The following is a 23,474-nucleotide window of genomic DNA, read 5'->3' on the forward strand; positions in this document are numbered from 1 at the left end:
CGGGAGGAGCGGGTGGCCGGGGTCAGAGCTTGCGGGCCGTGATCTCCACCCCGGCGGTGCGCAGCCGGGTGACCAGGGCGTCTCCGATGGCGGTGGCCGGGGTGAGAACGCCGCCCTCGGACGGGGGCAGGGCGTCCCGGTCGAGGGCCAGGGCCAGGGCGGACTCACCGAGCATCACGGCGGTCGCGGCGTACCCCGGGTCGCCCTTGGCCCGGAACCGCGCGGTGTAGCGCGCGCCGCTCGTCGTGGTGGTGAAGATGTCCATGGTGAAGTGGCCGTTCTGCTGGGTCTTCTCGCTCGGGCCGGTGCCCGGCGCCGGCAGCAGCCGGTCCAGCAGGAAGCGGGTCGGCGGCACCGCGAGCCCGACGAACAGCGCGCCGAGCACGATCTTGGTGCCGGCCGCGATCACCGGCGAGAGCGGTGACGCGCCGACACTCATCGCTTCGCGATACTTGAAACCGCGACCGTACGCCCAGCCCCGCAGCGCGTTGCTCCGCCGCACCACCCGGGTGTTGTAGGACGCCATCACGAACGGCGCGAGCCGTCCGCGCAGTCGCGGGTCCACGTCGGAGGCCGGGAACGTGTCCATGTCGCTCTGCCGGCCCACCTTCGGCTCGGCGGCCCGGTCCGGGCTGAGCGAATACGGACTGCCGGCCACCCGGCGCAGCGAGGGGTCCTTCTTCATCACGTCGACCTGGTTGCGCATCGAGTCGATGGTGCCGCCGCTCACCCCGCCGCTCAGGCTGGTCACCACGAGCGTGGTGTCGGTGAGCTCCCCCGCGCCGTCCTGCTCGATCAGTTGATGCAGGACGTGCACCCCGATGTCGGACGGAATGGAGTCGAAGCCGCAGGAGTGCACGATCCGCGCACCGGTACTGCGGGCGAGCTCATGGTTCTCGTCGATGCTGTCCCGGGCGAACAGCACCTCACCGGTCAGATCGACATAGTCGGTGCCGGACACGGCGCAGGCGTGCGCGAGGGGACGGCCGTACTTCGCGTAGGGACCGACGGTGGTGATGATGACCTGCGCGCGTCCGGCCAGGGTGGCCACCGCGTCGGGATCGGTGGCGTCCGCGATCAGAACCGGCCAGTCGACGTTCAGCCGAGAGCGGAGCGCCTCCAGTTTCTCCGGTGAGCGGCCGGCCAGTGCGATACGGGTGCCGGCCGGTGCGAATCCGGCGAGATGCTTTGCCACGAGGGCCCCGACGAAGCCGGTGGCACCGTAGACGATCACCTCGAAGTCACGTGAACGATCGCTCATGGTCCGAGATTGTGCACCCCGGACCGCAGCGGCGGGACATCCGGACGCCACAAAAGAACCGAACAAGCAGCGGTGACCCGAAAAAAGCCGCTGTTTACCCACTCCCGACCGGGCTATGCAGACTGACAACGGGTTTCCCCCGTACGGCCGACCACGGTGGTGGAAAGTCTCCCCTCCACTCAAGAAAACGGGTGGTTGTCGGACCAAAGGCAGATCAAAGCGGCTAATTTGTGAGAACAAAGTCACCAGCCCCGCTATCGGACGTGGTCAGGTCCGTGATGCGGTGGCTACCGTCGGCAGTCCGCACTAGCGGACACCGTGGCCGGAACGCCGAGTCCTGCCTGCTGGTCACGGTCAACAACACACAGGCATGGAGCGGGGGACCCACAAGTTCTCCGGCGCGCTCCTCGGAGCGTGCCTCGGGGTGAAGCCGCACCTAGCGGCCGGGCTCCTCGGCCCGAACCCGACAGCTCACCTCGCAGGCGTGGAGGGAAAACTTCATGCTTCACCTGAACAAGCGGGTTCGTCGTGTCCTCTCCCGGCGAGCCCCGGCACCGCGCGCCCATTTTCGGGCCGCGCAGGTCACGTCCACGCAGCCCGGGCACACACGCACCCGGCTGAAACGTGCGCTCGGCATCACGGTGGCCGGCCTGGCCGGCGCCATCGGCCTGCTGGCCGTGGAAGCCGCACCAGCCAGCGCCGCGCCGAACGTCAACTGGGACGCCGTCGCCAAGTGCGAATCCGGCGGGAACTGGAGAATCAACACCGGGAACGGCTATTACGGCGGTTTGCAGTTCAGCCGCGGCACGTGGCGCTCGCACGGCGGCGGCTCCTACGGCTCCACGGCCAATCTCGCCTCCAAGACCGAGCAGATCACGGTCGCCGAGCGGGTGCTGCGCAACCAGGGCATCGGCGCGTGGCCGACGTGTGGCCGCCGCGGCCTCACCCAGTCCCGGAAGACCGCCACGGTACGGACCACCTCGGTGAGCCCCTTCCGCCTAGCGGCCTACACCAAGCCGCTGACGGCGGGGCGCACCTACGTGGTGAAGCGCGGCGACACGCTCTCCAGCCTCGCCGCCCGCTATCACGTCCGGGGTGGGTGGAAGGCGCTCTACCGCGCCAACGCCGGCCGGCTGAGCAGCCCGAACCACCTCCGCGTGGGACAGCGCCTGGCGTTCTGACCAGCGGTTGCGGGGTCCCTCGGCAAGGGACCCCGCGCCCGGTCAGCTCTCGATCGGGTCAGCTGGGCGGCCGGGTGAACTCCGGCTGGTCGAGCACACGCAGCCAGGAACCGTCGGGCTGCCGGCGCACCACCTGCGCCCGCGCCCCGGCGCCGTCTTTCGGCGGGGTCGAGGTGAGGGCCAGGTCGCCGCTGATCAGCGTGGGCAGCGGCGGCTCCGGCTCGAACCGCGGCATCCTCGGCAGCACCTCGGCCCAGAACTTCTGGATCGCCGCGCGGCCGACGGTCTGGCTGCCTGGCGGGTAGGCCATCACGGCATCCTCCTCATACAGCCAGGCCAGGCCCTCGGCGTCTTTCGCGTTGGCGCGCTCGACGAAGAGGCGGGTGAGGTCTTCCGGCTGGAGTGCCTTCTCGCGTTCGCTCATGGCTCCAGCCTTCCGCGCCCGGGTCTACAAGTCCAACGCATAGTTCTTATGACTACTACAATTCCCACTTGTGGATTTGCGGCAGCTTCAGTACTTCGTGGCGGTGGCCGAGACCGGGAGCTTCACCCGGGCCGCGGAGCGGGTGCACATCACCCAGTCCGGGGTGAGCGCCCAGATCAAGGCCCTGGAGCACGAGCTCGGCGCGGAGCTCTTCGACCGCAGTGGCCGCACCGCGCGCCTCACCGACGCGGGTTCGGTGGCGCTGCGCCACGCCCGCGCGGCGCTCGACTCGACGCTCGACCTGCGCGACGCGATCGACGACGTGAAAGGGCTGATCCGGGGCCGGCTGACGATCGGCATGGTGACCGGATGCGAGGTGACGCCGCTGTTCGACGCGCTCGCCGCGTTCCACCGCGATCACCCCGGCATCGAGCTGGAGCTGACCGAGGCGAACTCGGATCACCTGGTCGCCGGGGTACGCACCGGCAGCCTCGACGTCGCGCTCGCCGGACTCGCGGGTGAACCACCCGACCACCTCGCGGCGCAGATCATCGTGAGCGAGCCCCTGGTCGCGCTGACCCCGCCGGGCAGCGAGCTGGCGCAGCGCGGGAGGGTCCCGGTCGCCGGGCTCACGTCGTACCACATCGTCTGTCTGCCGGTGGGGACCGGCATCCGTGACGTGCTCGACCGCGCCGTCCTCGCAGCGGTCGGTGTGCGACCGGAGGTCGCCCTGGTGGCCACGTCCCCGGACACCGTCGCCGGCCTGGCCCGTCGCGGTCTCGGGGTCGCCGTGCTGAGCGAGTCGATGGCCGCCGCGCACCCGGACCTGGTCGCGGTCCCGATCGACGACGTCGGCATTCCGGCCCTGCTCGCGCTGATCTGGCAGGACCGCGCGAGCCCGGCCCTGTCCGCCTTCCTGAAGCACTGCCGCGCCGCTTTCAGCTGATCGAAAACAGCCGAACCTGAAGCGGTGCCGCCCCGCTTTCAGCTGATCGAAAACAGCCGAAACGGCAGGAGCCCCCGCCGCGACCAGCGGCGAGGGCTCCCGGGACTACCGAGTTACTTGGTGATCTTGACGGTGTAGACCTTGGCGGCCGACTTGTTGCCCGCCTTGTCCGTCGCGAGGTAGCTGATCCGCAGGGTGCCCTTGGCGACCCCGGAGACCTTGAGGCTCCAGGATCCGCCGCTGACCTTCGCGGTCAGCAGCTCGCCCTTGCTCAGCGCCGCGGACTTCGAGGACGCCTTCGTCCACTTGCCGTGGCTGTAGTAGTACCACTTGCCGGAGCGCTGCTCGACCAGCTTGACCCGCACGCTGCTGACGCCCAGACCGGTGTCGCTCACCTTGCCGGTGACCGTCTTCCAGGACGTCGCCTTGTTCGAGCTGTGCGGGACGGTCAGAGTCACCTTCGGTACGAAGACGTCCTTGACGACCTTGAGCGTGCCCGCCGTCACGGTGCTGCCCGCGCCGGCCGCGTTCACCGGGGTCACCTTGACCGAGTACGTGCCGGCCTTGGTGTAGGTGTGCGTGACCGGGGTGTTGGCGGACGCCGAGCCGGTGGTGCCGTCGCCCCAGGTGATCTTGACCGAGGTGCCGTTCACGCCGCTGACGCGGAGGGTGACCGACTGGGTGGCCCAGATCGAACCGGCGCTCAGCGAGTACTTGCCGGCCTGCGCGGCCGCCGTCACGGTGCCGCCGCTGACGGTGGCCGTGTTGCCGGCCTTGTCAGTGAGGGTCACGGTGATCGTGAACGTGCCGGCCTTGGCGTACTTGTGAGCGGCCGACTTGCCGGTCAGGGTCTCCGGCGTGCTGCCGTCGCCCCAGGTGACGACCTGCGTGACCTCGGCGACAGCACTGTCGTCGGTCAGCGAGGTCTGCGTCAGGGTGACCGTCTGGCCGGGCCAGATGGTCGTGGCGTTCGCCTGGTAGGTGCCGGTCGGCGCGGTGGTGTCCGACGGCGCCGGGACGTACACGCTGCTGCGGAACGCGGTGTCCGCGGTGATCGGCGTGTACTTGGCGAAGTAGTTGACCAGCATGGTCAGGTCGTTGTCGCCGGTCGTGACCTTGGCGGTGCCCTTGCCGAGGGTGAAGAAGTTGTCGCCACCCGAGGCGAGGAACGAGTTCGACGAGACCCGGTACTGACCGGCCGGGTCGAGGACCACGCCGTTCAGCTTCACCGTGGACGCGATGATCCGCGAACCGGCCGGCTGCGTGGCGTCGTACTGATAGGTGAAGCCCTTGGACACACCCAGGTGCAGGATCGGCCGGGAAGCGGTGGACGGCTGCCACTGCTCCTCGAGCACCTGCTTGATCTGTGCGCCGGTGAGGGTCTGGGTGACCATGTCGTTGGCGAACGGCTGGACCGCGTACGCCTCGGAGTAGGTGATCACGCCGTCCTCGCCGACCAGCAGGTCGCTGCGCAGGCCACCCGGGTTCATGAAGGCGATCTGAGCGCCGCCGCGACGAGCCTCACTGGTCTGGTCGAGCTGCACGTCGGCGATGAAGTTGCCCATCACCGACTCGGCGCCACGGTCCTCGGCGGTGCCGTTGTAGGCCCGCTTGATGTCCGTGGTGATGGTGCCGAGCTGCTTCGCGCCGAGCACCGTCGAGTTGGCCTTGGCGGCTGCCACGATCTTGGCGACCGCCGCGTTCGGCGTGATGTCGTCGGCGGTGGTGTCCGGCGTGCCGGCGTTGGCCAGCACGTCGATCAGCTTGGCCGTCGACGCGGTGACCTGCTTGGTCGCCGGGTCGATGGTCAGGGTGGCCTGGCCGACGCGGACGCCGTAGTCCTCGGCCTGGATCACCGGACGGGTCTTCGTGGTGCCGGGGACCGGGACCTCGAAGGCGTACGGCTGGTGGGTGTGTCCGGTGAGGATGGCCTCGTACTCGGCGCTCACCCTGGTGAAGTCACCGAAGACCGGGTCGGCCTGCAGCGTCGCGGCGGAGGTGATGTTCTCGGTCGCCGCACCCTCGTGGGCGAGCAGGACGAGCACGTCCGCCTCACCGTTCGACTCGTCGCCGTCGGAGAGCTGAGCCGCCACCGTGTTCGCCTCGGCGATCGGGTCGTGGAACTCGACGCCCTTGATGCCGTCCGGGCTGACCAGCGAGCCGGTCTGCGAGGTGACGACACCGACGTAGCCGACCCGGATGCCGGCCACGGTCTTCACCGTGTAGGCGTCCAGGACCCGCGCGCCGTCCTTGTAGACGTTCGCGCCGAGGTACGGGAAGTTCGCCCGGTCCTCGACCCGTCCGGTCAGGTCGGCGAGGCCCTTGTCGAACTCGTGGTTGCCGACCGCGGAGACCGACAGGCCGGCCGCGTTCAGGGCGTCCAGCGTCGGGTTGTCCGAGTCGATCGACGAGATGAAGGTCGACGCGCCGATGTTGTCACCGGCCGAGCTGAAGATCGTGTACGGGTTCTGCGCCCGCAGCTTGTCGACCAGACCGGCCACGTACGCGGCGCCGCCGACGTTCGTGCTCGGCTGCTCGAGCCGGCCGTGGAAGTCGTTGATGTTGAGCAGCTGCAGGTCGATCGGGTCGGTGTCGATGCCGACGACGACCGGGTCGTGGTCGCTGGCCCGGTACGGGTCGGCACCGTAGAACGGCGCGTAACCGTCGTACTGGAACGCGTACGACTCGACCGAGTTGATGTTCCAGATGTCCACGCCGGTGACCCGGTCGGTCAGCGCCGCCGTGGTCAGCGCGTGGTCCAGGGAACCGGACTCGCCGCCGAAGACGTACGAGGACTTGCCCGGCGCCTTCGTGGTGTGCACGTCGGTGTAGCCGGCCTCGTAGAGGACCTGCATCGGGTCTTCCTGGGTGTACGAGTTGAAGTCACCCAGCAGGATCACGTTGTCGGTGCCGCTGTCCTTCTCGACACCCTTGACGAAGTTGACCAGCGACGCGGCCTGACGCTTGCGGTCACCGTTGTACGGGCCCTGCCCGTCACCGGAGTCCACGTTGTCACCGGCCGGAGCGACCGAGGCGCTCTTCGACTTCAGGTGGTTCGCGACCACCGTGAAGTCGATCGAGCCGGCGTGGAACGTCTGCGCGATCGGCTCACGCGCGTTCGACCACACGGTCTCGTCGCTGAGCGAGCGGGACGCGCCCTTCGGCGTGGCCTTGGCCGGCTTGTAGATGATCGCGGTGGTGATCACGTCCTGCTCGGCCGCGCTCGGCAGCTCGGCGGGCGACCGGACGTAGTCCCAGGTGCCCGCGCCGTCGACGTCGTTCAGCGCGCCGACCAGGGTCTTCAGCGCCAGCTGCGGGTCGTTCGCCTCGAACTTGACCGAGTTCTCGATCTCCATGAGCGCGACGACGTCGGCGTTCATCGCGCTGATCGCCGAGACGATCTTCGCCTGCTGCTTGGCAGCCGCCGCCGCGTCGGTCGCGCCGCGCGCCTCGCCACCGAAGTGGACGAAGTAGTTCAGCACGTTGAAGCTGGCCACCTTGAGGTCGCCGCCCACGGCCACCGGTGCGGTGGTGCGCGGGTTGGCGGCGGTGAAGGTGGTCCGGTTCGCCGCCGGGGTCTCCGCGGAGACCGGGGTGGTCGGCTCGAGCAGCCAGTCGCCGTACGCGTAGTCCAGCACGACCGGGCCGAAGGAGGCGACCTTGTCGCCGGTCCGGATCGGCTCGTCCTTGGAGATGTACGGCGGCGCGATCTTCGCGGTCGACAGGTTGGCGGTCTTGCCGTCGTCCAGCAGGATCCGGGCGTCGCGGTTGGCGGCCTTCAGGGCCTTGGCCGCGTCGCTGCCGGGCTTGGCCACGTCGGTCGGGACCTTCGCCACCGCGTCGCCGGCGGCCAGCACGGCCTCGCCGTAGGTGTTCAGGTAGTACGTGTCCGACACCGTGTACTTGCCGGCCGGGGCGACGAGCATGCCCTCGGCGGACTCGCGGACCGCGTCACTGGCCGGCAGGCTCAGCGACACCGCGGTCGGCACGGTCACACCGGTGGCGCAGATCTGCGTGTCGGCCTTGGCCGCGAGGGTGATCTCGGTGAGGCCGCTGAACTCGGTCACCGAGCCGGTCACCCGGACCTGGTCACCCATGTTGACGGTGGGCAGGTTCGCGACGGTGCCGTAGACGAGGACGGCGTCCGACGCGGTGCCCTCGGCGACCTTGCGGTCACCGCCGCTGCCCGCGGTCTGGATGTAGAAGCCGTTGAAGCCGCCGGTGGTGTGCACCGCGGTGACGACGCCCTCGACGGTGACCTTCGTACCGGCCAGCGGGGACGCCGCGCCGGTGCCCTGCACCTCGGCGATGGTGTTGGTGACCGCGGTGTCGCAGCCGACCGTCGGCTCCGGGTCGGGGGTGGTGGTGCCGCCGTTCAGCGTGCCGAACGAGCTGGCCGCCTCGGGCTTCCAGGCGCCGTCGATCTTCTGGAGCGAGTACCCGACCGGGGTGGCGGTCGACTCGGCGACACCGATGTCGGTCGAGGTCTGTCCGAGCGCCGGGCCGTTGGACGCCGTGACGACGCCCTCGTAGCTGAGGAACTCGGCGAGCGTGCCGTCCGGCTTGACCAGTGCGATCGCGTCGGGCGAGCCGTTCTGCAGGCCGTCGGTCGGGTAGGTCGTCACGACCACACCGGACGCCGGGACCAGACCGCTGAGCGTGGTGGTGCTGTAGCTGGCACCGACGGGGTTTCCGCCGCCGTTGTAGAGAACGATCTGCCAGCCGGACAGGTCGGTCCCGGCCGGGGCCTGGATCTCGATCGCCTCGCCGCTGTCAGCGCCGACGTTGTCGTAGTGGATCTCGCTGATGAAGGGGATCTGTGCTTCGGCGGCGAAAGCCGGCCCGGAGAAGCCCAGACCCAGCGCGGTGGCCAGTGCCGCGGCACCGAGGGCACGAAGAGCGTGGGGGCTCCGTGCCGTCTGGTTCGCCCGAGCACCGGGGTTCACGCTGCGTGTATATGGACGCATCGAGATAGGTCCTCCGATGGAAGTGAGTGGGGCGGAGATTAGGGGCGGTCGATGACGTTCTTTTCTCGATCAGGTAACGGAACGGGGTGCGGCCCACTAAGGACAGGTGGTAATCCCCCCGAATCGACCACTCACGATGGTCACGGTTGAGCATCCGAGAGTCCATTACGGATTGTTACCTGTTGGCTGTCTATACAGCGCGTTACGAAACGTCCTCGTCGTTACGTGCCCGCCACGACCTTCTAAGACCCTTTTTGGTACGACCTGAGCAGTCCGGCCTGCTCCGGGGCGGGTCGTCCGCATCGAGCCCACCGTCGTCGTTCGTGATCTAGTTCCGGCCGAAAGTATGAGACGCGGTTTTAGGGGTATTAAGTCCGTTCTGACATGGTTAGGGAGTGTTTCCGGGGGAGGCGACTGAAGGGAATGGTTATGAAGAAGGCAGCACGCATGCTGACGCTGGCGGGCTTGGGCATGCTGGCCGGCGCCGGACTGTTCGCGGGGCCGGCGCTGGCGGCGCCCGCCGCGGGGCAGTCGGGCAGCGGCACCTCGGCGAACCCGGCGCAGGCGCGGTGGGACGACGACGAGGTCGTCGGCTACTACCGGACCTACCGGTCCTGTGACCGGGCCGGCCGCACCGGCGAGCGCTTCGACGCCTGGGACGACCACGACTGCGAGCGGGTTCGCCGGGGCATCCGCCGCGGCGCCTACGCGCTGATCGTGTCGCAGGACGACTGGAGCGACCGCTGGAACAGCCGCTGGCGTCCGGGCCAGTGGCCGGGCAACTGGAGCGACCGTCCGCAGTGGCCGGGCCCGGGTCGCCCGCACCACGGCGGCCCGAGCCACGGCGGCCCGAGCCACGGCTGGCCGGGCAACGGCGGCCCGAGCCACGGAGGGCCCGGCAACGGCGGCCCGAGCCACGGAGGGCCCGGCAACGGCGGACCGTCCCACGGCGGCCCCGGCAACGGCGGACCGTCGAACGGCGGACCGGGCAACGGCGGACCGTCCAACGGCGGACCGGGCAACGGCGGACCGTCCAACGGCGGACCGGGCAACGGTGGCCCCGGCAATGGCGGACCGGGCAACGGCGGACCGTCCAACGGCGGACCGGGCAACGGTGGCCCCGGCAATGGCGGACCGTCCAACGGCGGCCCGGGTAACGGCGGACCGGGCAACGGCGGACCGTCGAACGGCGGCCCCGGCAACGGTGGACCGGGCAACGGTGGGCCAGGCAACGGTGGGCCGGGCAACGGTGGGCCAGGCAACGGTGGGCCAGGCAACGGTGGACCCGGCAACGGTGGGCATCGCCCCTCTCGCTGATGCATGACGCGCGCGGGTCACACCTCACCAGGTGTGACCCGCGCGGCTTTCCCCGGAATGGCGCTCGCGACCACCCGCACCGGGCGTCATAATTCCGTACGATGCGATTTTAAAAATGGTCCGCGGCCTCGAGATTCTCGCAAACCTGCAGCTCAGGCCGCAGTGAAAAATCTCAAAGCAAAAACTGATATGTACACCGGGGCACCACGACCGCGCGTTGACAGAGCTCCGGAAAGCTATTTAATCTCTCCCCTCGAAGCGCCCGTTGAATGACGCACGGCAGCGCACCGGACGCGAGGGGCCCGACCGATGAGCAAGCGCGACGACCGCCGGCGCGACCTGATCGCCGCTGCCCAGCGCGGTGATCGGCGGGCCCGTGACGAGCTGGCCCGGGCGTTTCTTCCGCTGGTCTTCAACGTGATCGGCCGGGCTCTGAACGGGCATCCGGACGTCGACGACGTGGTGCAGGAGACCATGCTGCGGGTGATCCGTGACCTGCCGTCGCTGCGGCAGCCGGAGAGTCTGCGCGCCTGGATCCTGACCATCGCGGTGCATCAGGTCGGCGTGCACCAGCAGCGCGCCGAGGCGGCCGCCCGGGTCGGGCCGCTCGCCGAGGTCCCGGACACCGGCGCCGACTTCGAGGAGCTGGCCATCCTGCGGCTGCGGCTCTCCGGCGAGCGGCGTCAGGTGGCCGAGGCGAGCCGGTGGCTGGACGCCGAGGACCGCACGGTGCTGGCGCTCTGGTGGCAGGAGGCGGCCGGCGAGATCGGTCGCGGCGAGACCGCGGTGGCCTTGAACACCACTTCCGCGTACGCCGCGGTCCGGATCCAGCGGATGCGCGCCCAGCTCGACCGCAGCCGGATCCTGGTCGCGGCCCTGGAGGCGCGGCCGCGCTGCGCCGGGCTCGCCGAGACGGTGACCGGTTGGGATCAGCGACCGGGCGCGCTGTGGCGCAAACGGATCGACCGGCACGTCCGGGACTGCCCGGTGTGCCTGGCGATCGTCCCGGACCCGGTGGCGGTGGAGCGGCTGCTGGTCGGGTGCGCGCTGGTGCCGGTTCCGGCGGCGCTGACCGCGGCGGTGGCGGTCAAGGGCGGCTGGCTGCGATCACATCCGGTCGCGGCGGCGCTCACCGTCGTCGCGGTGCTCGCGGCCGGCGGCACCGCGGCGTACGCCAGCCGGCCCGAACCGCAACCCACCGCCCAGCCGGTCGCGCCGGGCCTCGCCCCGGCCGTCGCCTCCGTCGCGCCTTCTTCGGTGGCCCCGGCCACCGCGCCACCGTCGGCAAAACCGTCGACGACAGCGTCGGCGAAGCCGAGAACCACCGCTTGCGGTGCGGGTCTGGCCCCGCGCTGGGCCAGCTGGCCGATGCCGAACCCGGCGAAGACCGGCCTGACCCACCGGGCGAAATACACCAACCTGGGCAGCGGGGTGGTCCGCGACGACGTCACCTGCCTGCAGTGGCAGCGTGCCACGGCACCGGACACCTACACGTTCCCGCAGGCCAAGGCGTACTGCGCCGGGCTGAAGCTGGACGGTGGCGGCTGGCACCTGCCGACCCGGATCGAGCTGACCTCGATCGTCGACAGCACCCGTTCCGGGCCGGCGCTGAACACCACAGCATTCCCGGGCGCTCCGGCGCAGTTCTTCTGGACCTCGACCCCGTGGGCGGTGACCAAGACGCCGCTGCGCGCCTGGATCATCAACTTCTACGAGGGCCTGGCCAGCAACGGCGCGTTCCAGACCGGCACCTACCGGGTCCGCTGCGTGCGCTCCGGCGGCGGCTCCGGCGCGCCGGCCTACCGGGTCGCGGCCGGCCAGGTCACCGACCCGGCGACCGGGCTGGTCTGGCAGCGGGCCGGCTCCGCGGGCACCATGACGGCGGCCGCGGCCACCGCGTCCTGCACGGCGCTGAGGCTGGGCGGCCGCACCTGGCGCCTGCCCAGCCTCACCGAACTCGCCAGCACCGTCGACGACTCCCGGGTGGCCCCCGCGATCAACCGGTCGGCCTTCCCCGGCACCGCCGCGAACGGCTGGTACTGGACCTCCGCGACGGCCGCCCCGGACCCGTCCGCCCGGTGGGCGCTGAACTACGACGACGGCTACACGAACTATCGCAAGGTCACCGCGGGGTACGCCCGCTGTGTCAGCTCCTAGGCCCTGGCTCTACCCGGTCACCGGCTCGCCGGGGACGGTGAAGAGCGGCGCCCACGGCTCCTCCGGGCCGATCGGGTACTCGGTCGACGGCGGCTCGTTCTTGGTGATCCAGCGCGCCTCGTACGGCAGGCCGCCGAAGACCACCCGGTCACCGCGCTTGTAGCCGAGCGCCGGGTTCCACTCCGCGGTCACGCCGGACACCGCGGGCGTCGGGGTGGGTGCGGTCTCGGTGGTGCTGACCGGGCCGACCACCGACCACGGGTTCGGCGTGCCGGAGACGTCGTCGGCGGTCGGGTCGGCGCCCTGGTTGGCCCATTTCGCCTGGTAGACCACCCCGTGCCAGACCACCTTGTAGCCGCCGACATAGAGCGCGGTCAGCCGCCACACCGGGTACGGGCTGGTCGCCGGGTCGTCGACGGTCGCGTTCTGGTCCGGGATCTCCACCGACTCGCGGCCGCTGCTGCCCACCGAGGTGCCCGGCAGACCGGCGAAGACCTTGGAGAACTCCAGCGCGGTCTGGTCGACGCCGCTGCACGTGTTCGAGTGCACCACCACGTTGGTGAAGGTGTTCTTGCACCGGGAGTCCCGGTTCAGCGACCACATCGACACCCGGCCGAGGCCCTTGTCCACCGCGAACGTGGCGAGCCCCGCGGCGTCCTGGACGGTGAACCGCTCGGCGTCGACGTCGTTCTGCCCGATCATCGGGGTGGCGCCGATCCGGGACCACACCTGCGACGAGGTGAGCTGCACGCCGAGCCGCAGGTAGAGGTCGGAGAGCTGCTTGTGGGTGGCGTTCAGGGCGCTGGTGGTGAGCTCCAGCATGTCCGGGTTCGAGCCCTTGGCCGAGCCGTAGTCCATGGTCATCACGTTCACGCCGCGCAGCGCGACCCCGCCCTCCAGCGTGGCGCGCACCGCGGCCACCCCGTCGGCGGTCAGGCCCTCCGGGCTCACCGGCACGGTCAGCCACACCGCCAGCGACGAGCCGGCCGCGGTCCGCTCCGCCTGCAGGGTCTTCAGCGCGGCTGCCCGCCGGGTCAGCGAGCCCTGGTCAGCCAGCGCGGTGCCCTCGATGTCGAGATCCAGGGTGGCCAGTTCGTACCGCTTCACCAGCTGCCGGTACGCGTCGGTCAGCCGCGCCTGGTCGGTGCAGGCCACCGCGAGCTCGCTGTTGGTCAGGCCGCCCACGCTCAGCATGATGTTGCCGCCGGCCGCCCGGAGCTGGCTGATCCGCCGGTCCAGCTCGAGCGACGCGGACGCCTCGTCCGGGGTGTACGCGCCACCCCAGCTCGGCGCGCAGCCGTCGGTCTTGTCGGCCACGACGAACGCCAGGGCCACGTCGTTCGCCGGGTTCAGCGACGGGTCCTGGAACTCGAACGTCGGGGTGAGCGTGACGTCGACGTACGGCACCGCCCACGACTTGGCGAGCGCGCCGGCGTTGTCCCGCCAGTGCATCACCGCGGCGGTCCCGCCGAGTCCCACCCCGGCCACGACCAGGATCAGGAAGCCCAGCCGGAGCCAGGACAACTTCTCGGCCGGCGGCTCCGGTTCCTGCCAGTCCGGGTCGGCCAGCGGGTCGTCGTCCGGCCGCACTAACAGCGGGGTGGCGCGGTCGGTGAGCATCGCAGAGCCCTCTTCTCCTTCATGGGTTTCCGTGCTCTCGAATCGGCAGATTTGCCGCCCACTGAAGCTCGGACCGGATTTTCCGCCCAAACCTTCAAGCCGAGGCGCGTAAACGCCGATGGAATGACGAACGGTCCCGCAGGTGCGGCCGGTGTCGACAACCCATGTGAAGGGCAACCCCATGCAGCGCAAATCGGTGGCCCAGCCCCGGCCGGACGCTCCACGGCAGTGGGGCGCCGACCGGCGGTCGGCTCCCCAGCCGATCGTGCCGCCACCCGTCTCCGAGGGCCGGATCGCCCGCGGGCGGCTCGCGATCGTGCTCACCATCACCGTCTGGGCGGGTTACGTCGCCTACACGGTGTTCGAGCAGTTCGTGGTCGGCAAGGCGACGAGCGCGCGGCTGGCCGCCGAGGCGATCGTCTACCTGCTGGTGATCACCGGGCTGGCCGCCTCCGCGATGGCGTACCTGATCACCCGGATCGGTTTCTTCTACCGCAGCCGGGCACACCAGCGGGCGCCGCGGATCGTGCTGGACGCGTTCCTGGCCGAGCCGAAGAAGCCGTCGGTGACCGTGCTGGTGCCGTCGTACCAGGAGGACGAGCGGGTCATCCGGACCACGCTGTACTCCGCCGCGCTGCAGGAGTACCCGGGCATGCGGGTGGTGCTGCTGATCGACGACCCGCAGCAGCCGAAGACCCGGGCCTCCCGTGACCTGCTGCTGTCCGCCCGTAACCTGCCCGGCCAGATCGAGTCGGAGATGGCCGTCCCCTACCTGCGGGTCAAGGCCGCGTACGAGCGGTTCGAGCGCGAGCTCAGCGACCGTGAGCAGCGGGCCAGCACCGTCGAGGACATGCGCGAACTGGCCGACGAGTACCGGTACGCGACCGGCTGGCTCTACAGCCTCGGCCACCAGCAGGAGATGGTCGACCACACCGACACGTTCTTCGTCGAGCACATCGTCAACAAACTCGGCGACGAGCTGGCCACCATCGCCGGTGCGCTGGAGCACGGCGCCGACGAGAACGCCACGCTGCCGGTCGCCCGCCTGGTGCAGCTCTACAGCCGGCTGCTCGCGATCTTCGACGTCCGCCTGACCGGTTTCGAGCGCAAGCGGTTCGTGTCGCTCTCGCACGAGCCGAACAAGGCGATGAACCTGAACAGCTACATCGGCCTGATGGGCGGTAGCTACCAGCAGGTCAGCACCCCGCTCGGGGTGGCGCTGGTGGACGCCGGCGCCGGCCGCGGCGAGCTGACCGTGCCGAACCCGGACTACGTGCTCACCCTGGACGCCGACAGTGTCCTGCTGCCGGACTACTGCCTGCGCCTGGTGCACCTGATGGAGCAGGGCGCGTACGCCGGTGTCGCGGTGGCGCAGACGCCGTACAGCGCGTTCCCCGGCGCGGCCACCCGGATCGAGCGGATCTCCGGGGCGACCACCGACATCCAGCACATCGTCCACCAGGGCATGACCCACTACGGCGCGACGTTCTGGGTCGGCGCGAACGCGGTGCTGCGCAAGAAGGCGCTCGACGACATCTGCGAGGTCGCCTACGAGGGCGACTGGGAGATCCGCCGCTACATCCAGGACCGTACGGTCATCGAGGACACCGAATCGACGATCGACCTCGGCGTGCACGGCTGGACGTTGTACAACTACCCGGAGCGGATGGCCTACAGCGCCACCCCGCCGGACTTCGGCTCGCTCTGCATCCAGCGTCAGCGCTGGGCGAACGGCGGCCTGCTGATCCTGTCCCGGCTCAAGGACCAGTTCCGGGCGAAGACCAAGCGCGAGCAGAAGAACCGTTTCGGCGAGCTGTTCCTCCGGGTCAACTACATGGCCTCGATCTTCTGGAGCTCGGTGTGCCTGGTGATCATGCTGGTCTACCCGTTCAACGCCGACCTGCTCAACCCGATCCTGCTGCTGGTGTCGGTGCCGTACTTCGGGATGATGGCCGCCGACCTGAAGTACTGCGGGTACCGCCGGATCGACGTGCTGCGGATCTACGGCTTCAACCTGATCCTGCTCCCGGTCAACCTGTCCGGCAGCTTCGCCTCGCTGTTGCAGCTGCTCACCGGGGAGAAGAGCGCATTCAAACGTACGCCCAAGGTCCGCGACCGGACGACCGCCGCGAGCAGCTACCTGCTCGCGCCCCTCGCCCTCATCGCGTTCTGCGGGTACACCGCGGTCCGTGACATCCAGCTGAAGAACTGGGACAACCTGGTCTTCGCGGCGATCAACCTGGTGCTCGCGTCGTACGCCATGATCGCCTTTGTCGGGATCGGCAACACCCTCGTCGACTTCTTCACCCACATCCGCACCTGGCTGTACCGCCCGGTGAAGGCGAAGAAGCCCGCCAAGGGCGCGGCACCGGCCGCGTCGCCGGGCAGTGCCGCCGCGCTGGCCGCGGCCGGCCCCGGCGCGATCGGCGACTGGGCCTCGGTGCTGCACTACGGCACCGAGCGCACCTCCAGCCTGGTCGCGGTCCGCGCCAACCAGCAGACCAGCGGCAGCCGCTGGCCGATGAACACGTCGCCGGCCCGGTCGAACTCGTTCGAGGAGTTCAACTTCTTCACCGTCTTCCAGCCGATCTCCGAGCTGGAGTCCGGCGAGATCGTCGGGTACGAGGCGCTCACCCGGTTCGCCGACGGCACCACGCCGCAGCTCGGGCTCGCCGTCGCGCAAGCCCGGGGCCAGCACATCGACCTGGACGCCGCGCTGATCCGGGCCGCCCTGGCCTCGGCGACGGCGCTGCCGGCCGGCACCTGGCTGGCCGTCAACGTCTCCAGCGACCTGCTGCGCCGCCCGAAGGAACTGACGCCGCTGCTGGACGAGGCCGACCGGCCGCTGGTCCTGGAGATTCCCGACCCGGAACAGGCCGACCTCGACGGGATGCCGGCCGGGCTGAAGTTCGCCATCGACGACTCCGGGACCGGGTACGACTCGCTGGCCCGGGTCGAGGCGCTGAAACCGGCCATCCTCAAGCTGGGCCCGCCCGCGTTCGCCGGGGTGGAGACCGAGAGCGCCCGGCAGGCCTCGATCAAGGCGCTGGTGGAGTTCGCCGAGGCGCAGGGCTGCACGGTGATCGCCGAGGGCATCGAGTCGGCGCAGCAGCGGGACGCGCTGGTGGCCTGCGGGATCCGCCTCGGCCAGGGCTTCTATCTGGGCCGGCCGGTCCCGCTGGAACGAGCGTTGGCGGACGCCGCGGGTCGCTGACCACCGCACAGCAGAGGGGCCGTCGCGGATCGCGACGGCCCCTTCATGCTGGCAGAACCGGTCAGCTCGGCGACGGGGACGGCAGCGGGCCGCGGTCGACGAAGCTGTAGGTGGACACCGGCGGGGCGTCGCCGACCTCCTGCACGTACAGGTACTTGCCCGCCGAGTCCCACTGGACGTACCCATAGGTCTCGTTGTAGATCCAGAACGTGGGCCGATTCTTGTCGTCGGTCTTGTTGCCCTCGGTGCGCAGCAGCGAGAAGACGGTCGCCTCGGAGTTCTCGCAGTCCGCCCCGACCAGCCGCGCGTCGCCGTCCTTGAGGATCTTGACGCCCAGGCAGTACTCGCGCGGATCGCTCGGGTCACGCAGTGTGCGGATCATGTAGTCGACACCGAGCGGGATGAGGGCGAACTCGGACTTGGCGCCCGTGCCGTCGCCCGCCGTCACCTCGGTGTAGTGCGTGTCCAGCGCGAGGTCCCGGTCGTCCTCGGCCAGGTGGATGAGGGTGCGATGGCGGCCACCCTTGATCGCCGCCAGCCGTTCGGCAGCGGTCAGGGTCGCTGCCGCCGACGGCGCCGCCGAGTGCGCTGCCGCGCTCGGGGCGAGGCTGGGATCGGCGGAGGCCGAGGAGCCGCGCGGCAGATACCGGGCCGCGACCACCCCGGTGGCGGCCAGCAGCGCCACGGCGAGCGCCGCGAGCACGAGCTTCCCGGAACGCCGGCGCGGTGCCGACGCCGGCAGCACGTCGGCCGGCGGCACGATTCCGCCGGACGGGTAGACGGTGCCGCTCGCCGGCCGCGCGGCGGTGCTCACCGGCGGCGCCGTGCCGCTCAGCGGCCGTGTGGTGACGGTCAGCGGCTGTGCCTTTCCGCCGGCCAGCAGCAGGTCGAGCAACTCCCGGGCGCCGGGGCGCTCGACCGGGTCCTTGGCCAGCGACCGCTCCACCGCATACCGCACCGACTCCGGCAGGCCGGACAGGTCCGGCGGCTGGGTGAGGATGCGCATCGCGGTGGCGGGTGCGGATTCGGCGGCGAACGGCGTACGCCCGGTCGCCGCGTACGCCACCACCGCGCCCCAGGCGAAGATGTCCGCGGCCGCGGTCACCGGCCGCCCGTCCGCCGGGTCGAAGCGCTCCGGCGCCATGTACGCCACCGTCCCGACCATCTGATCGGTACGGGTGTGCTGGCTGGTCGCCTCGAACGCGCGGGCGATGCCGAAGTCGATCACCTTGATGCCGCCGCGGGCGAACAGCACGTTGCCCGGCTTGAGGTCACGGTGGATCACCCCGGCGCCGTGGATCGCGGTCAGCGCGGTGGCGATGCCGACCGCGACGCTGTGCAGCGCGGTGTCGGACAGCGGCCCGTTGTCCTTGATCTCGGCGGCCAGGCTGGGGCCGTCGACGTACTCGACGACCAGGTAGGGCGGCTCGTGATCCGGGTCGGCGTCGAGGACCTCGGCGGTCGAGAACGACGGCACCTGCTTGGCCCGGTTGACCTCGCTCCGGAACCGGCCACGGAACTCGGCGTCGTGCACGAGCTCGGTGCGGACCATCTTGATCGCCACGAGCCGGCCGTCCGGGCCACGGCCCAGGAAGACGGTGCCCATGCCGCCCTCACCGAGGCGCCCGATCAGTTCGTACCGGCCGAGCCGGGCCTGATCGCCCGGACGTAGCGGCATGCTCATGTCGACCCGTTCCCCCTCCGCCGGCACCGGTCGCCGCGACCTGCGGAGTTTACCCATGCCGATCTATTACGGCCGGAAGCGCGAGTTGAGTGATCAGGTCGTGATGTAGCCCACTGCTCGACTTGTTGAAGTTTCAAGAGCGACTGACGAATAGTGTTAGTGAAACTTCAACAACCATGGGGGTTCCCGATGACGATGACGATCGGTCAGGCAGCGGCACGGGTGAGGCCTGCGGCGGCTCGGATTCGGACCCGGGTCACGGTGCCGCTGGAATTCCCGGACGGCTACCAGACCTCCGCCGAGGTCTTCACGTTCATCGGCCTGGCTGACGGCCGCGAGCACCTCGCGCTCGGTCTCGGCGACTGGAAGAATTCCGACAATCCATTGGTACGACCACACAGCGAGTGCCTGACCGGTGACGTCTTCGGCAGCCAGCGCTGCGACTGCGGCCCGCAGCTGCGGGAGGCCGCCGAGCGCATCACCGAAGCCGGCGGGATCCTGCTCTACCTGCGCCAGGAGGGCCGCGGCATCGGCCTGTACGCGAAGCTCGACGCGTACGCGTTGCAGGACACCGGGCTGGACACGTACCAGGCGAACCTCGCGCTCGGGCACGCCGAGGACGAGCGGGACTACACCGCCGCCGCGCAGATGCTGCAGGCCCTCGACGTCGACCGGATCCGGCTGCTCAGCAACAACCCGGACAAGGCCGGGCAACTCAATCACCTCGGCGTCGACGTGACCGAACAGATTCGGACGGGCGTGCACCTCTCCACGGCAAACGCCCGGTACCTTGCCACCAAGCGCGACCACACCGCGCACACCATCGACCTGACCGGTGCCGCATGACGCTCTTCACTGAGGCCGACCGATTCTGGACCCGGTCCGCCATCGACCTGTCCCGGCTCTCCCCGCCGTCGCCGAGCCACTACGCCGTCGGCGCGGTGGTGGTCGGGCCGGCCGGCAACCCGATGGCCACCGGGTACACCGGCGAGACCGACCCGCACTTCCACGCCGAAGAGGAAGCTCTGGCCAAGCTGGCCGGCCGCGGCTTCGACCTGACCGGCGCGACGCTCTACACGTCGCTGGAGCCGTGCACCACCCGCAAGTCCCGGCCCACGTCGTGCACCGAGCTGATCCTGGCCTCCGGCATCCGCCGGGTGGTGCTGGCGCTGCGCGAGCCGCTGCACTTCGCCGACTGCACCGGTGTCGAGACCCTCGTCGGGCAGGGCATCGAGGTGCTCGAGATCCCGGACCTGGGCGACGCGGTGCGCAACATCAACGCCCACGTCATGGGGATGCAAACGACATGACCCAGGATGCCCTCGTGACCGAAACGGAGCTGCCCGCCTTCCACCTGGCCACCTCAGACCGCGCCGCCGCCGGGCTGGATGCCTTTGACCGGGCCACTTCGGACCGCGCCGCCTCGGACCGCGCCGCTTCAGACCGGGCCGCTTCGGACCGGGCCCCTTCAGACCGGGCCGCTTCGGAACGCGCCCCTTCAGACCGGGCCGCTTCGGAACGCGGCGCCGAGCCGCGCTGGCTCAGCAATGCGGAGATGGCCGCCTGGCTGAACCTCACCCAGCTGCTCATGCTGCTGCCGACCGCCCTCGATCGGCAGCTCCGCGACGAGGCCGGCATCCCGCACGCCTACTACCAGATTCTCGCCACGCTCAGCGACGCACCGGGCCGCTCGATGCGGATGACCGACCTGTCGCGCGTCGTCGGCACCACCACCAGCCGCCTCTCGCACGCGGTCGCCAGCCTGGAACAACGCGGCTGGATCTGCCGCAAGGCCTGCTCGTTCGACAAGCGCGGCCAGATCGCCTCCCTCACCGAGCAGGGCCTGCAGATCCTGGCGGCCGCCGCACCGGGCCACGTCGCCGAGGTCCGTCAGCTGATCTTCGACCGCCTGTCGACGACCGAGGTGGACCAGCTCCGAGCGATCACCAGCAAGATCCTCCCCGCCGTCACCCCCTGACCCCGGCCCCCGGACCGCGCCGCGCGTCCCGACCCCGGCTGGGTCTCAGGGGTGTCTCGAGGCGCGGGAGGCACCCCTGGGAGCCAGCCGGGGCCGCGGGCCGCTCGGCCGGGCTGGCGCTCACGGCGGTCTCCGGCGCCGCGAGGCAGCCGTCACCACCAGCCGGGGCAGCGAGGCGCGCTGCGGTCGCTCCGGGACGCGCGCATCGCGTGCTCCACCCGTACCCCGGAATTGATCAGTGGGTCAGCGCGGCTCGGACGAACGCCTCGATCGTGGTGTATGTCGGGTGTTCGGTGTCCGGAATCAATCGGGGGCCGGTGTGCCGGACCGTGGCGCGGGGATGGTCCGGGGAGACGATGTTCCGGTTGTGGCCCACGGTCGGGACGATGTAGAGCGTCGCCGGGACCGACGCCGCGGCCAGGGCGTCGAAGAGCCGTTCGCTCTGATCGAGCGGCACCAGCCCGTCCTCGGTGCCGTGAATGATCAGAACCGGCGGCGCGGACGACGTCACCCGCCGGATCGGATCGGCCTCGGCGGCCCGGTCCGGGCAGGTCAGAATCGGACAGCCGAGCAGCGCGGACTCCGGTGAACCCGGGTCGGCGTGGCAGGCGGTCAGGTGGAAGGCGCGGTTGAACGCGTCGCACGCGCCGGCCAGCATGTGCGTGTCCATCCGGGTGAAGTCGAGCGGGGCGTACAGGTCGACGACGGCGCGCACGCCGGTGCCGGTGAACCCGGCCATCAGCGCGGTCCAGCCACCGGACGAATCACCCAGCGCCGCCATCCGGCCCGGGTCGATCTCGTACTGCGCGGCGTTGGCCCGCAGCCAGCGGATCGCGGCCCGCACGTCGTCCAGCTGGGCCGGGAACTTCGCCTGGTAGCTGGAGCGGGTGGAGACCCCGGCGACCACAAAACCGGCCGCGGTGAAGTGCGGTACCAGCGCCGGCGCGTAGCCCTTGCCGTCGTCACCGAACCAGCCACTGCCACCCATCACGATCAGAAGCGGTCGAGGGGCGGTGCTCCGCTCGGCCGGGAGATACAGGTCGAGCAGGTGGCCACGGCTGCCGGCCGGCTGTGCGGCGGCGTAGGCGAGATCGCGGAAGACCCGGATCGGGCGCCCGGCCGCGGAGGTCGGCGGCCCGGCGGCGACGACCGCGGTCAGCGTGCCGGCCAGGACCGCGGCCACGGCGAGGAGTCGGGAAAGCGGGCGACTGATCATGCGGGCTCCCCCGGCGGATGTCCCTCCACCATCCGCGATGCGGTCACCGCACGGAATCCCCCGGCCCGGTTACCCCATTTCACCGTACGAATGAAGTAGCGGACCGGGGGGCCGGATCAGAGGCCGTACCGGCTCTTCAGGTGCCGCCAGAAGTCGCGCAGCATCCACTTGTCGAAGTCGGTGATCTGGGTGGCGCTGCCGGCCATCATGATGAACCCGGCCGTGCCGTTCAGCGGATCCCAGTCGTAGAAGTCGTCGAGGCCGTACGTGTGGCCCATCTCGTGCAACAAAATGTGGATGTTCTCGGTGGTCAGGTTGCTCATGAAGTACTCGGCGCCGATCCGCTGACCCCAGTCGCCGCCGGCGCCGCCCTCGAAGCCCGCGGTCAGCCAGAGCGAGTTGTCGTAGTGGTGCGCCTTGCCGCCGGTGCAGCCCGAGTAGTTGCCGTCCTGGTGGAAGAAACGTCCGCACGGTTCTCCGCACTGCGGCGCGTCCTCGTTGATGTCGTTGACGTAGACGTCCACCGCGTCGTCGGTCCACTCCAGCTGAGCACGATCACGAACGGCCCAGCCCACCACCTTGACCGCAACATTTTTGTACGGCCAGTCGTCCCACCCCTGGCCGTCGTCGAGCATCGCGTCCATCCACTTCTGGTACTGCTTCTGCAGCGCGACCTGCACCGCGTCCCGCTGCGCCGCCGTCACGTGCGCGGTCGAGTCCCACCGCACGCAATAGTTGATCGTGCCGGCGTTCGCGACGAGCTGGTCCCAGCCGTAGTTCTTGAAGCCGTAGAGGTCGCTGTACGTCGACTCCTCGTGTGCCCAGACCGCGGCGAGCGGCTTGACCAGCGTGGACGGCGGGTTCCAGGGGTCGGCGGTGGCGGTCGGGGTCGGGCTCGCGGTCGGGGTCGGGCTCGCCGGCGCGGTTTTTGACGGTGTGGGGGATGCCGTCACGCTGGTGGAGGTGCTGGCCGACGGGGTGGTGACCGCTCCGGTGCACTTGCTGTCGTTGAGGGTGAACGCCGTCGGCTTGGGGTTGGCGGCAGCGAACGTACCGGTGAATCCGATGTTGATCTTGGAGTTGGCGGCGATCGAACCGTTCCAGCTCATGCTCTTCGCGACGACCGCGGTCCCGGACTGGCTCCAGGTGGCGTTCCACCCCTGAGTGATCTTCTGGGTGGCGTCCGGGAAGCTGAACCCGAGGTTCCACTCGGTGATCGGGTCACCCAGGTTGGTCAGCGTGACCGAACCCTGGAACCCTCCCGACCACTCACTCGTCACCTGATAATCGACGCTGCACCCGGTCGCCGCGAGCGCCGGCTTCAGCACAGCAACGGTCGAGACCGCAGTGAGCACACACGCACCGATCCAGAGCGCACGCCGCGTCGTCGAGGGCCGGCGATGTTCACCGATGGACATGTCAAAGCCTCCGCATGTCGGGGATTCATGCGGTAGGTCAGTGGTCGCCGAGCCCCAAAAGGTTGCGCACGGTCCAGATTTACTGCGGCGG

Annotated in this window: 15 protein-coding genes and 1 riboswitch; of the genes, 8 read left to right on the top strand and 7 right to left on the bottom strand. The window is 70.1% G+C overall.

Translation table 11 applies throughout. The features are described 5' to 3' along the window. Nucleotides 1-22: 22 nt before the first annotated feature. A complete protein-coding gene (locus ADL15_RS21835; RefSeq protein WP_067694170.1) occupies nucleotides 23-1,261 on the bottom strand; it encodes a saccharopine dehydrogenase family protein in 1,239 nt (412 codons plus the stop codon). 319 nt (nucleotides 1,262-1,580) lie between these two features. Further along, nucleotides 1,581-1,760, top strand: a riboswitch (cyclic di-AMP (ydaO/yuaA leader). A 1-nt stretch (nucleotide 1,761) separates the two neighbouring features. On the opposite strand from ADL15_RS21835, the gene ADL15_RS21840 reads away from it, so the two are divergent. Beyond that, nucleotides 1,762-2,442 (top strand): LysM peptidoglycan-binding domain-containing protein, encoded by a 681-nt coding sequence (locus tag ADL15_RS21840; protein WP_083971551.1) that lies wholly within the window; start codon nucleotides 1,762-1,764, stop codon nucleotides 2,440-2,442. Nucleotides 2,443-2,500: 58 nt separating this feature from the next. Here ADL15_RS21840 and ADL15_RS21845 read toward each other — a convergent pair whose 3' ends face one another. After that, nucleotides 2,501-2,866: a YybH family protein gene (locus ADL15_RS21845; protein WP_067694174.1), complete on the bottom strand. Its 366-nt coding sequence runs from the start codon at nucleotides 2,864-2,866 to the stop codon at nucleotides 2,501-2,503. 70 nt (nucleotides 2,867-2,936) lie between these two features. On the opposite strand from ADL15_RS21845, the gene ADL15_RS21850 reads away from it, so the two are divergent. Beyond that, the gene (locus ADL15_RS21850; RefSeq protein ID WP_067694176.1) at nucleotides 2,937-3,812 is read left to right on the top strand and encodes a LysR family transcriptional regulator; all 876 of its coding nucleotides are present in this window, start codon (nucleotides 2,937-2,939) and stop codon (nucleotides 3,810-3,812) included. Nucleotides 3,813-3,925: 113 nt separating this feature from the next. Here ADL15_RS21850 and ADL15_RS21855 read toward each other — a convergent pair whose 3' ends face one another. Next, entirely contained in the window at nucleotides 3,926-8,758 is a 4,833-nt protein-coding gene (locus ADL15_RS21855; RefSeq protein ID WP_232344272.1) for an ExeM/NucH family extracellular endonuclease, read from the bottom strand. Nucleotides 8,759-9,208: 450 nt separating this feature from the next. On the opposite strand from ADL15_RS21855, the gene ADL15_RS56485 reads away from it, so the two are divergent. Both ADL15_RS56485 and ADL15_RS21865 read left to right on the top strand, forming a co-directional pair. Next, the gene (locus tag ADL15_RS56485) at nucleotides 9,209-10,096 is read left to right on the top strand and encodes a hypothetical protein (protein WP_157441515.1); all 888 of its coding nucleotides are present in this window, start codon (nucleotides 9,209-9,211) and stop codon (nucleotides 10,094-10,096) included. Nucleotides 10,097-10,405: 309 nt separating this feature from the next. Further along, nucleotides 10,406-12,253, top strand: coding sequence for an Lcl domain-containing protein (locus ADL15_RS21865; RefSeq protein WP_067694185.1), 1,848 nt, complete (start codon nucleotides 10,406-10,408; stop codon nucleotides 12,251-12,253). 9 nt (nucleotides 12,254-12,262) lie between these two features. On the opposite strand, the gene ADL15_RS21870 is transcribed toward ADL15_RS21865, so the two are convergent. Then, nucleotides 12,263-13,873, bottom strand: coding sequence for a chitinase (locus tag ADL15_RS21870; RefSeq protein WP_067694188.1), 1,611 nt, complete (start codon nucleotides 13,871-13,873; stop codon nucleotides 12,263-12,265). Between the two features lie 151 nt (nucleotides 13,874-14,024). On the opposite strand from ADL15_RS21870, the gene ADL15_RS21875 reads away from it, so the two are divergent. Then, the gene (locus ADL15_RS21875; RefSeq protein ID WP_232344273.1) at nucleotides 14,025-17,087 is read left to right on the top strand and encodes an EAL domain-containing protein; all 3,063 of its coding nucleotides are present in this window, start codon (nucleotides 14,025-14,027) and stop codon (nucleotides 17,085-17,087) included. Between the two features lie 61 nt (nucleotides 17,088-17,148). Here ADL15_RS21875 and ADL15_RS21880 read toward each other — a convergent pair whose 3' ends face one another. Beyond that, on the bottom strand, nucleotides 17,149-18,771 hold the full coding sequence (locus ADL15_RS21880; RefSeq protein WP_067694257.1) for a serine/threonine protein kinase: 1,623 nt from the start codon (nucleotides 18,769-18,771) through the stop codon (nucleotides 17,149-17,151). 189 nt (nucleotides 18,772-18,960) lie between these two features. Here ADL15_RS21880 and ADL15_RS21885 point away from each other — a divergent pair, with 189 nt between their 5' ends. Genes ADL15_RS21885 through ADL15_RS55495 form a run of 3 tightly spaced genes read left to right on the top strand, consistent with a single transcriptional unit; the run spans nucleotide 18,961 to nucleotide 20,749 of the window. Further along, complete coding sequence (locus ADL15_RS21885) at nucleotides 18,961-19,617, top strand: GTP cyclohydrolase II (RefSeq protein ID WP_067694194.1); 657 nt, start codon at nucleotides 18,961-18,963, stop codon at nucleotides 19,615-19,617. Beyond that, the gene (locus ADL15_RS21890) at nucleotides 19,614-20,081 is read left to right on the top strand and encodes a cytidine/deoxycytidylate deaminase family protein (protein WP_067694197.1); all 468 of its coding nucleotides are present in this window, start codon (nucleotides 19,614-19,616) and stop codon (nucleotides 20,079-20,081) included. The genes ADL15_RS21885 and ADL15_RS21890 overlap by 4 nt, the downstream gene beginning before the upstream one ends. 14 nt (nucleotides 20,082-20,095) lie before the next feature. Continuing rightward, nucleotides 20,096-20,749: a MarR family winged helix-turn-helix transcriptional regulator gene (locus tag ADL15_RS55495; RefSeq protein WP_232344274.1), complete on the top strand. Its 654-nt coding sequence runs from the start codon at nucleotides 20,096-20,098 to the stop codon at nucleotides 20,747-20,749. A 235-nt stretch (nucleotides 20,750-20,984) separates the two neighbouring features. Here ADL15_RS55495 and ADL15_RS21900 read toward each other — a convergent pair whose 3' ends face one another. Both ADL15_RS21900 and ADL15_RS21905 read right to left on the bottom strand, forming a co-directional pair. After that, complete coding sequence (locus ADL15_RS21900) at nucleotides 20,985-21,965, bottom strand: alpha/beta hydrolase (protein ID WP_067694200.1); 981 nt, start codon at nucleotides 21,963-21,965, stop codon at nucleotides 20,985-20,987. Nucleotides 21,966-22,081: 116 nt separating this feature from the next. Further along, nucleotides 22,082-23,383 carry a cellulose-binding domain-containing protein gene (locus ADL15_RS21905; protein WP_083971552.1) on the bottom strand — a complete coding sequence of 434 codons (1,302 nt, stop codon included), beginning with the start codon at nucleotides 23,381-23,383 and terminating at the stop codon, nucleotides 22,082-22,084. Nucleotides 23,384-23,474: the final 91 nt, after the last annotated feature.

The organism is Actinoplanes awajinensis subsp. mycoplanecinus (genome assembly GCF_001509495.1).
Taxonomy (GTDB): domain Bacteria; phylum Actinomycetota; class Actinomycetes; order Mycobacteriales; family Micromonosporaceae; genus Actinoplanes; species Actinoplanes palleronii.

What these genes read in the sequence shown, in the direction of transcription:
- ADL15_RS21840 (WP_083971551.1), top strand. Translation starts at nt 1,762, where the DNA reads ATGCTTCACCTGAACAAGCGGGTTCGTCGTGTCCTCTCCCGGCGAGCC.
- ADL15_RS56485 (WP_157441515.1), top strand. Translation starts at nt 9,209, where the DNA reads ATGAAGAAGGCAGCACGCATGCTGACGCTGGCGGGCTTGGGCATGCTG.
- ADL15_RS21885 (WP_067694194.1), top strand. Translation starts at nt 18,961, where the DNA reads ATGACGATGACGATCGGTCAGGCAGCGGCACGGGTGAGGCCTGCGGCG.
- ADL15_RS21865 (WP_067694185.1), top strand. Translation starts at nt 10,406, where the DNA reads ATGAGCAAGCGCGACGACCGCCGGCGCGACCTGATCGCCGCTGCCCAG.
- ADL15_RS21900 (WP_067694200.1), bottom strand. Translation starts at nt 21,965, where the DNA reads ATGATCAGTCGCCCGCTTTCCCGACTCCTCGCCGTGGCCGCGGTCCTG.
- ADL15_RS21880 (WP_067694257.1), bottom strand. Translation starts at nt 18,771, where the DNA reads ATGAGCATGCCGCTACGTCCGGGCGATCAGGCCCGGCTCGGCCGGTAC.
- ADL15_RS21890 (WP_067694197.1), top strand. Translation starts at nt 19,614, where the DNA reads ATGACGCTCTTCACTGAGGCCGACCGATTCTGGACCCGGTCCGCCATC.
- ADL15_RS21835 (WP_067694170.1), bottom strand. Translation starts at nt 1,261, where the DNA reads ATGAGCGATCGTTCACGTGACTTCGAGGTGATCGTCTACGGTGCCACC.
- ADL15_RS21905 (WP_083971552.1), bottom strand. Translation starts at nt 23,383, where the DNA reads ATGTCCATCGGTGAACATCGCCGGCCCTCGACGACGCGGCGTGCGCTC.
- ADL15_RS21845 (WP_067694174.1), bottom strand. Translation starts at nt 2,866, where the DNA reads ATGAGCGAACGCGAGAAGGCACTCCAGCCGGAAGACCTCACCCGCCTC.
- ADL15_RS21870 (WP_067694188.1), bottom strand. Translation starts at nt 13,873, where the DNA reads ATGCTCACCGACCGCGCCACCCCGCTGTTAGTGCGGCCGGACGACGAC.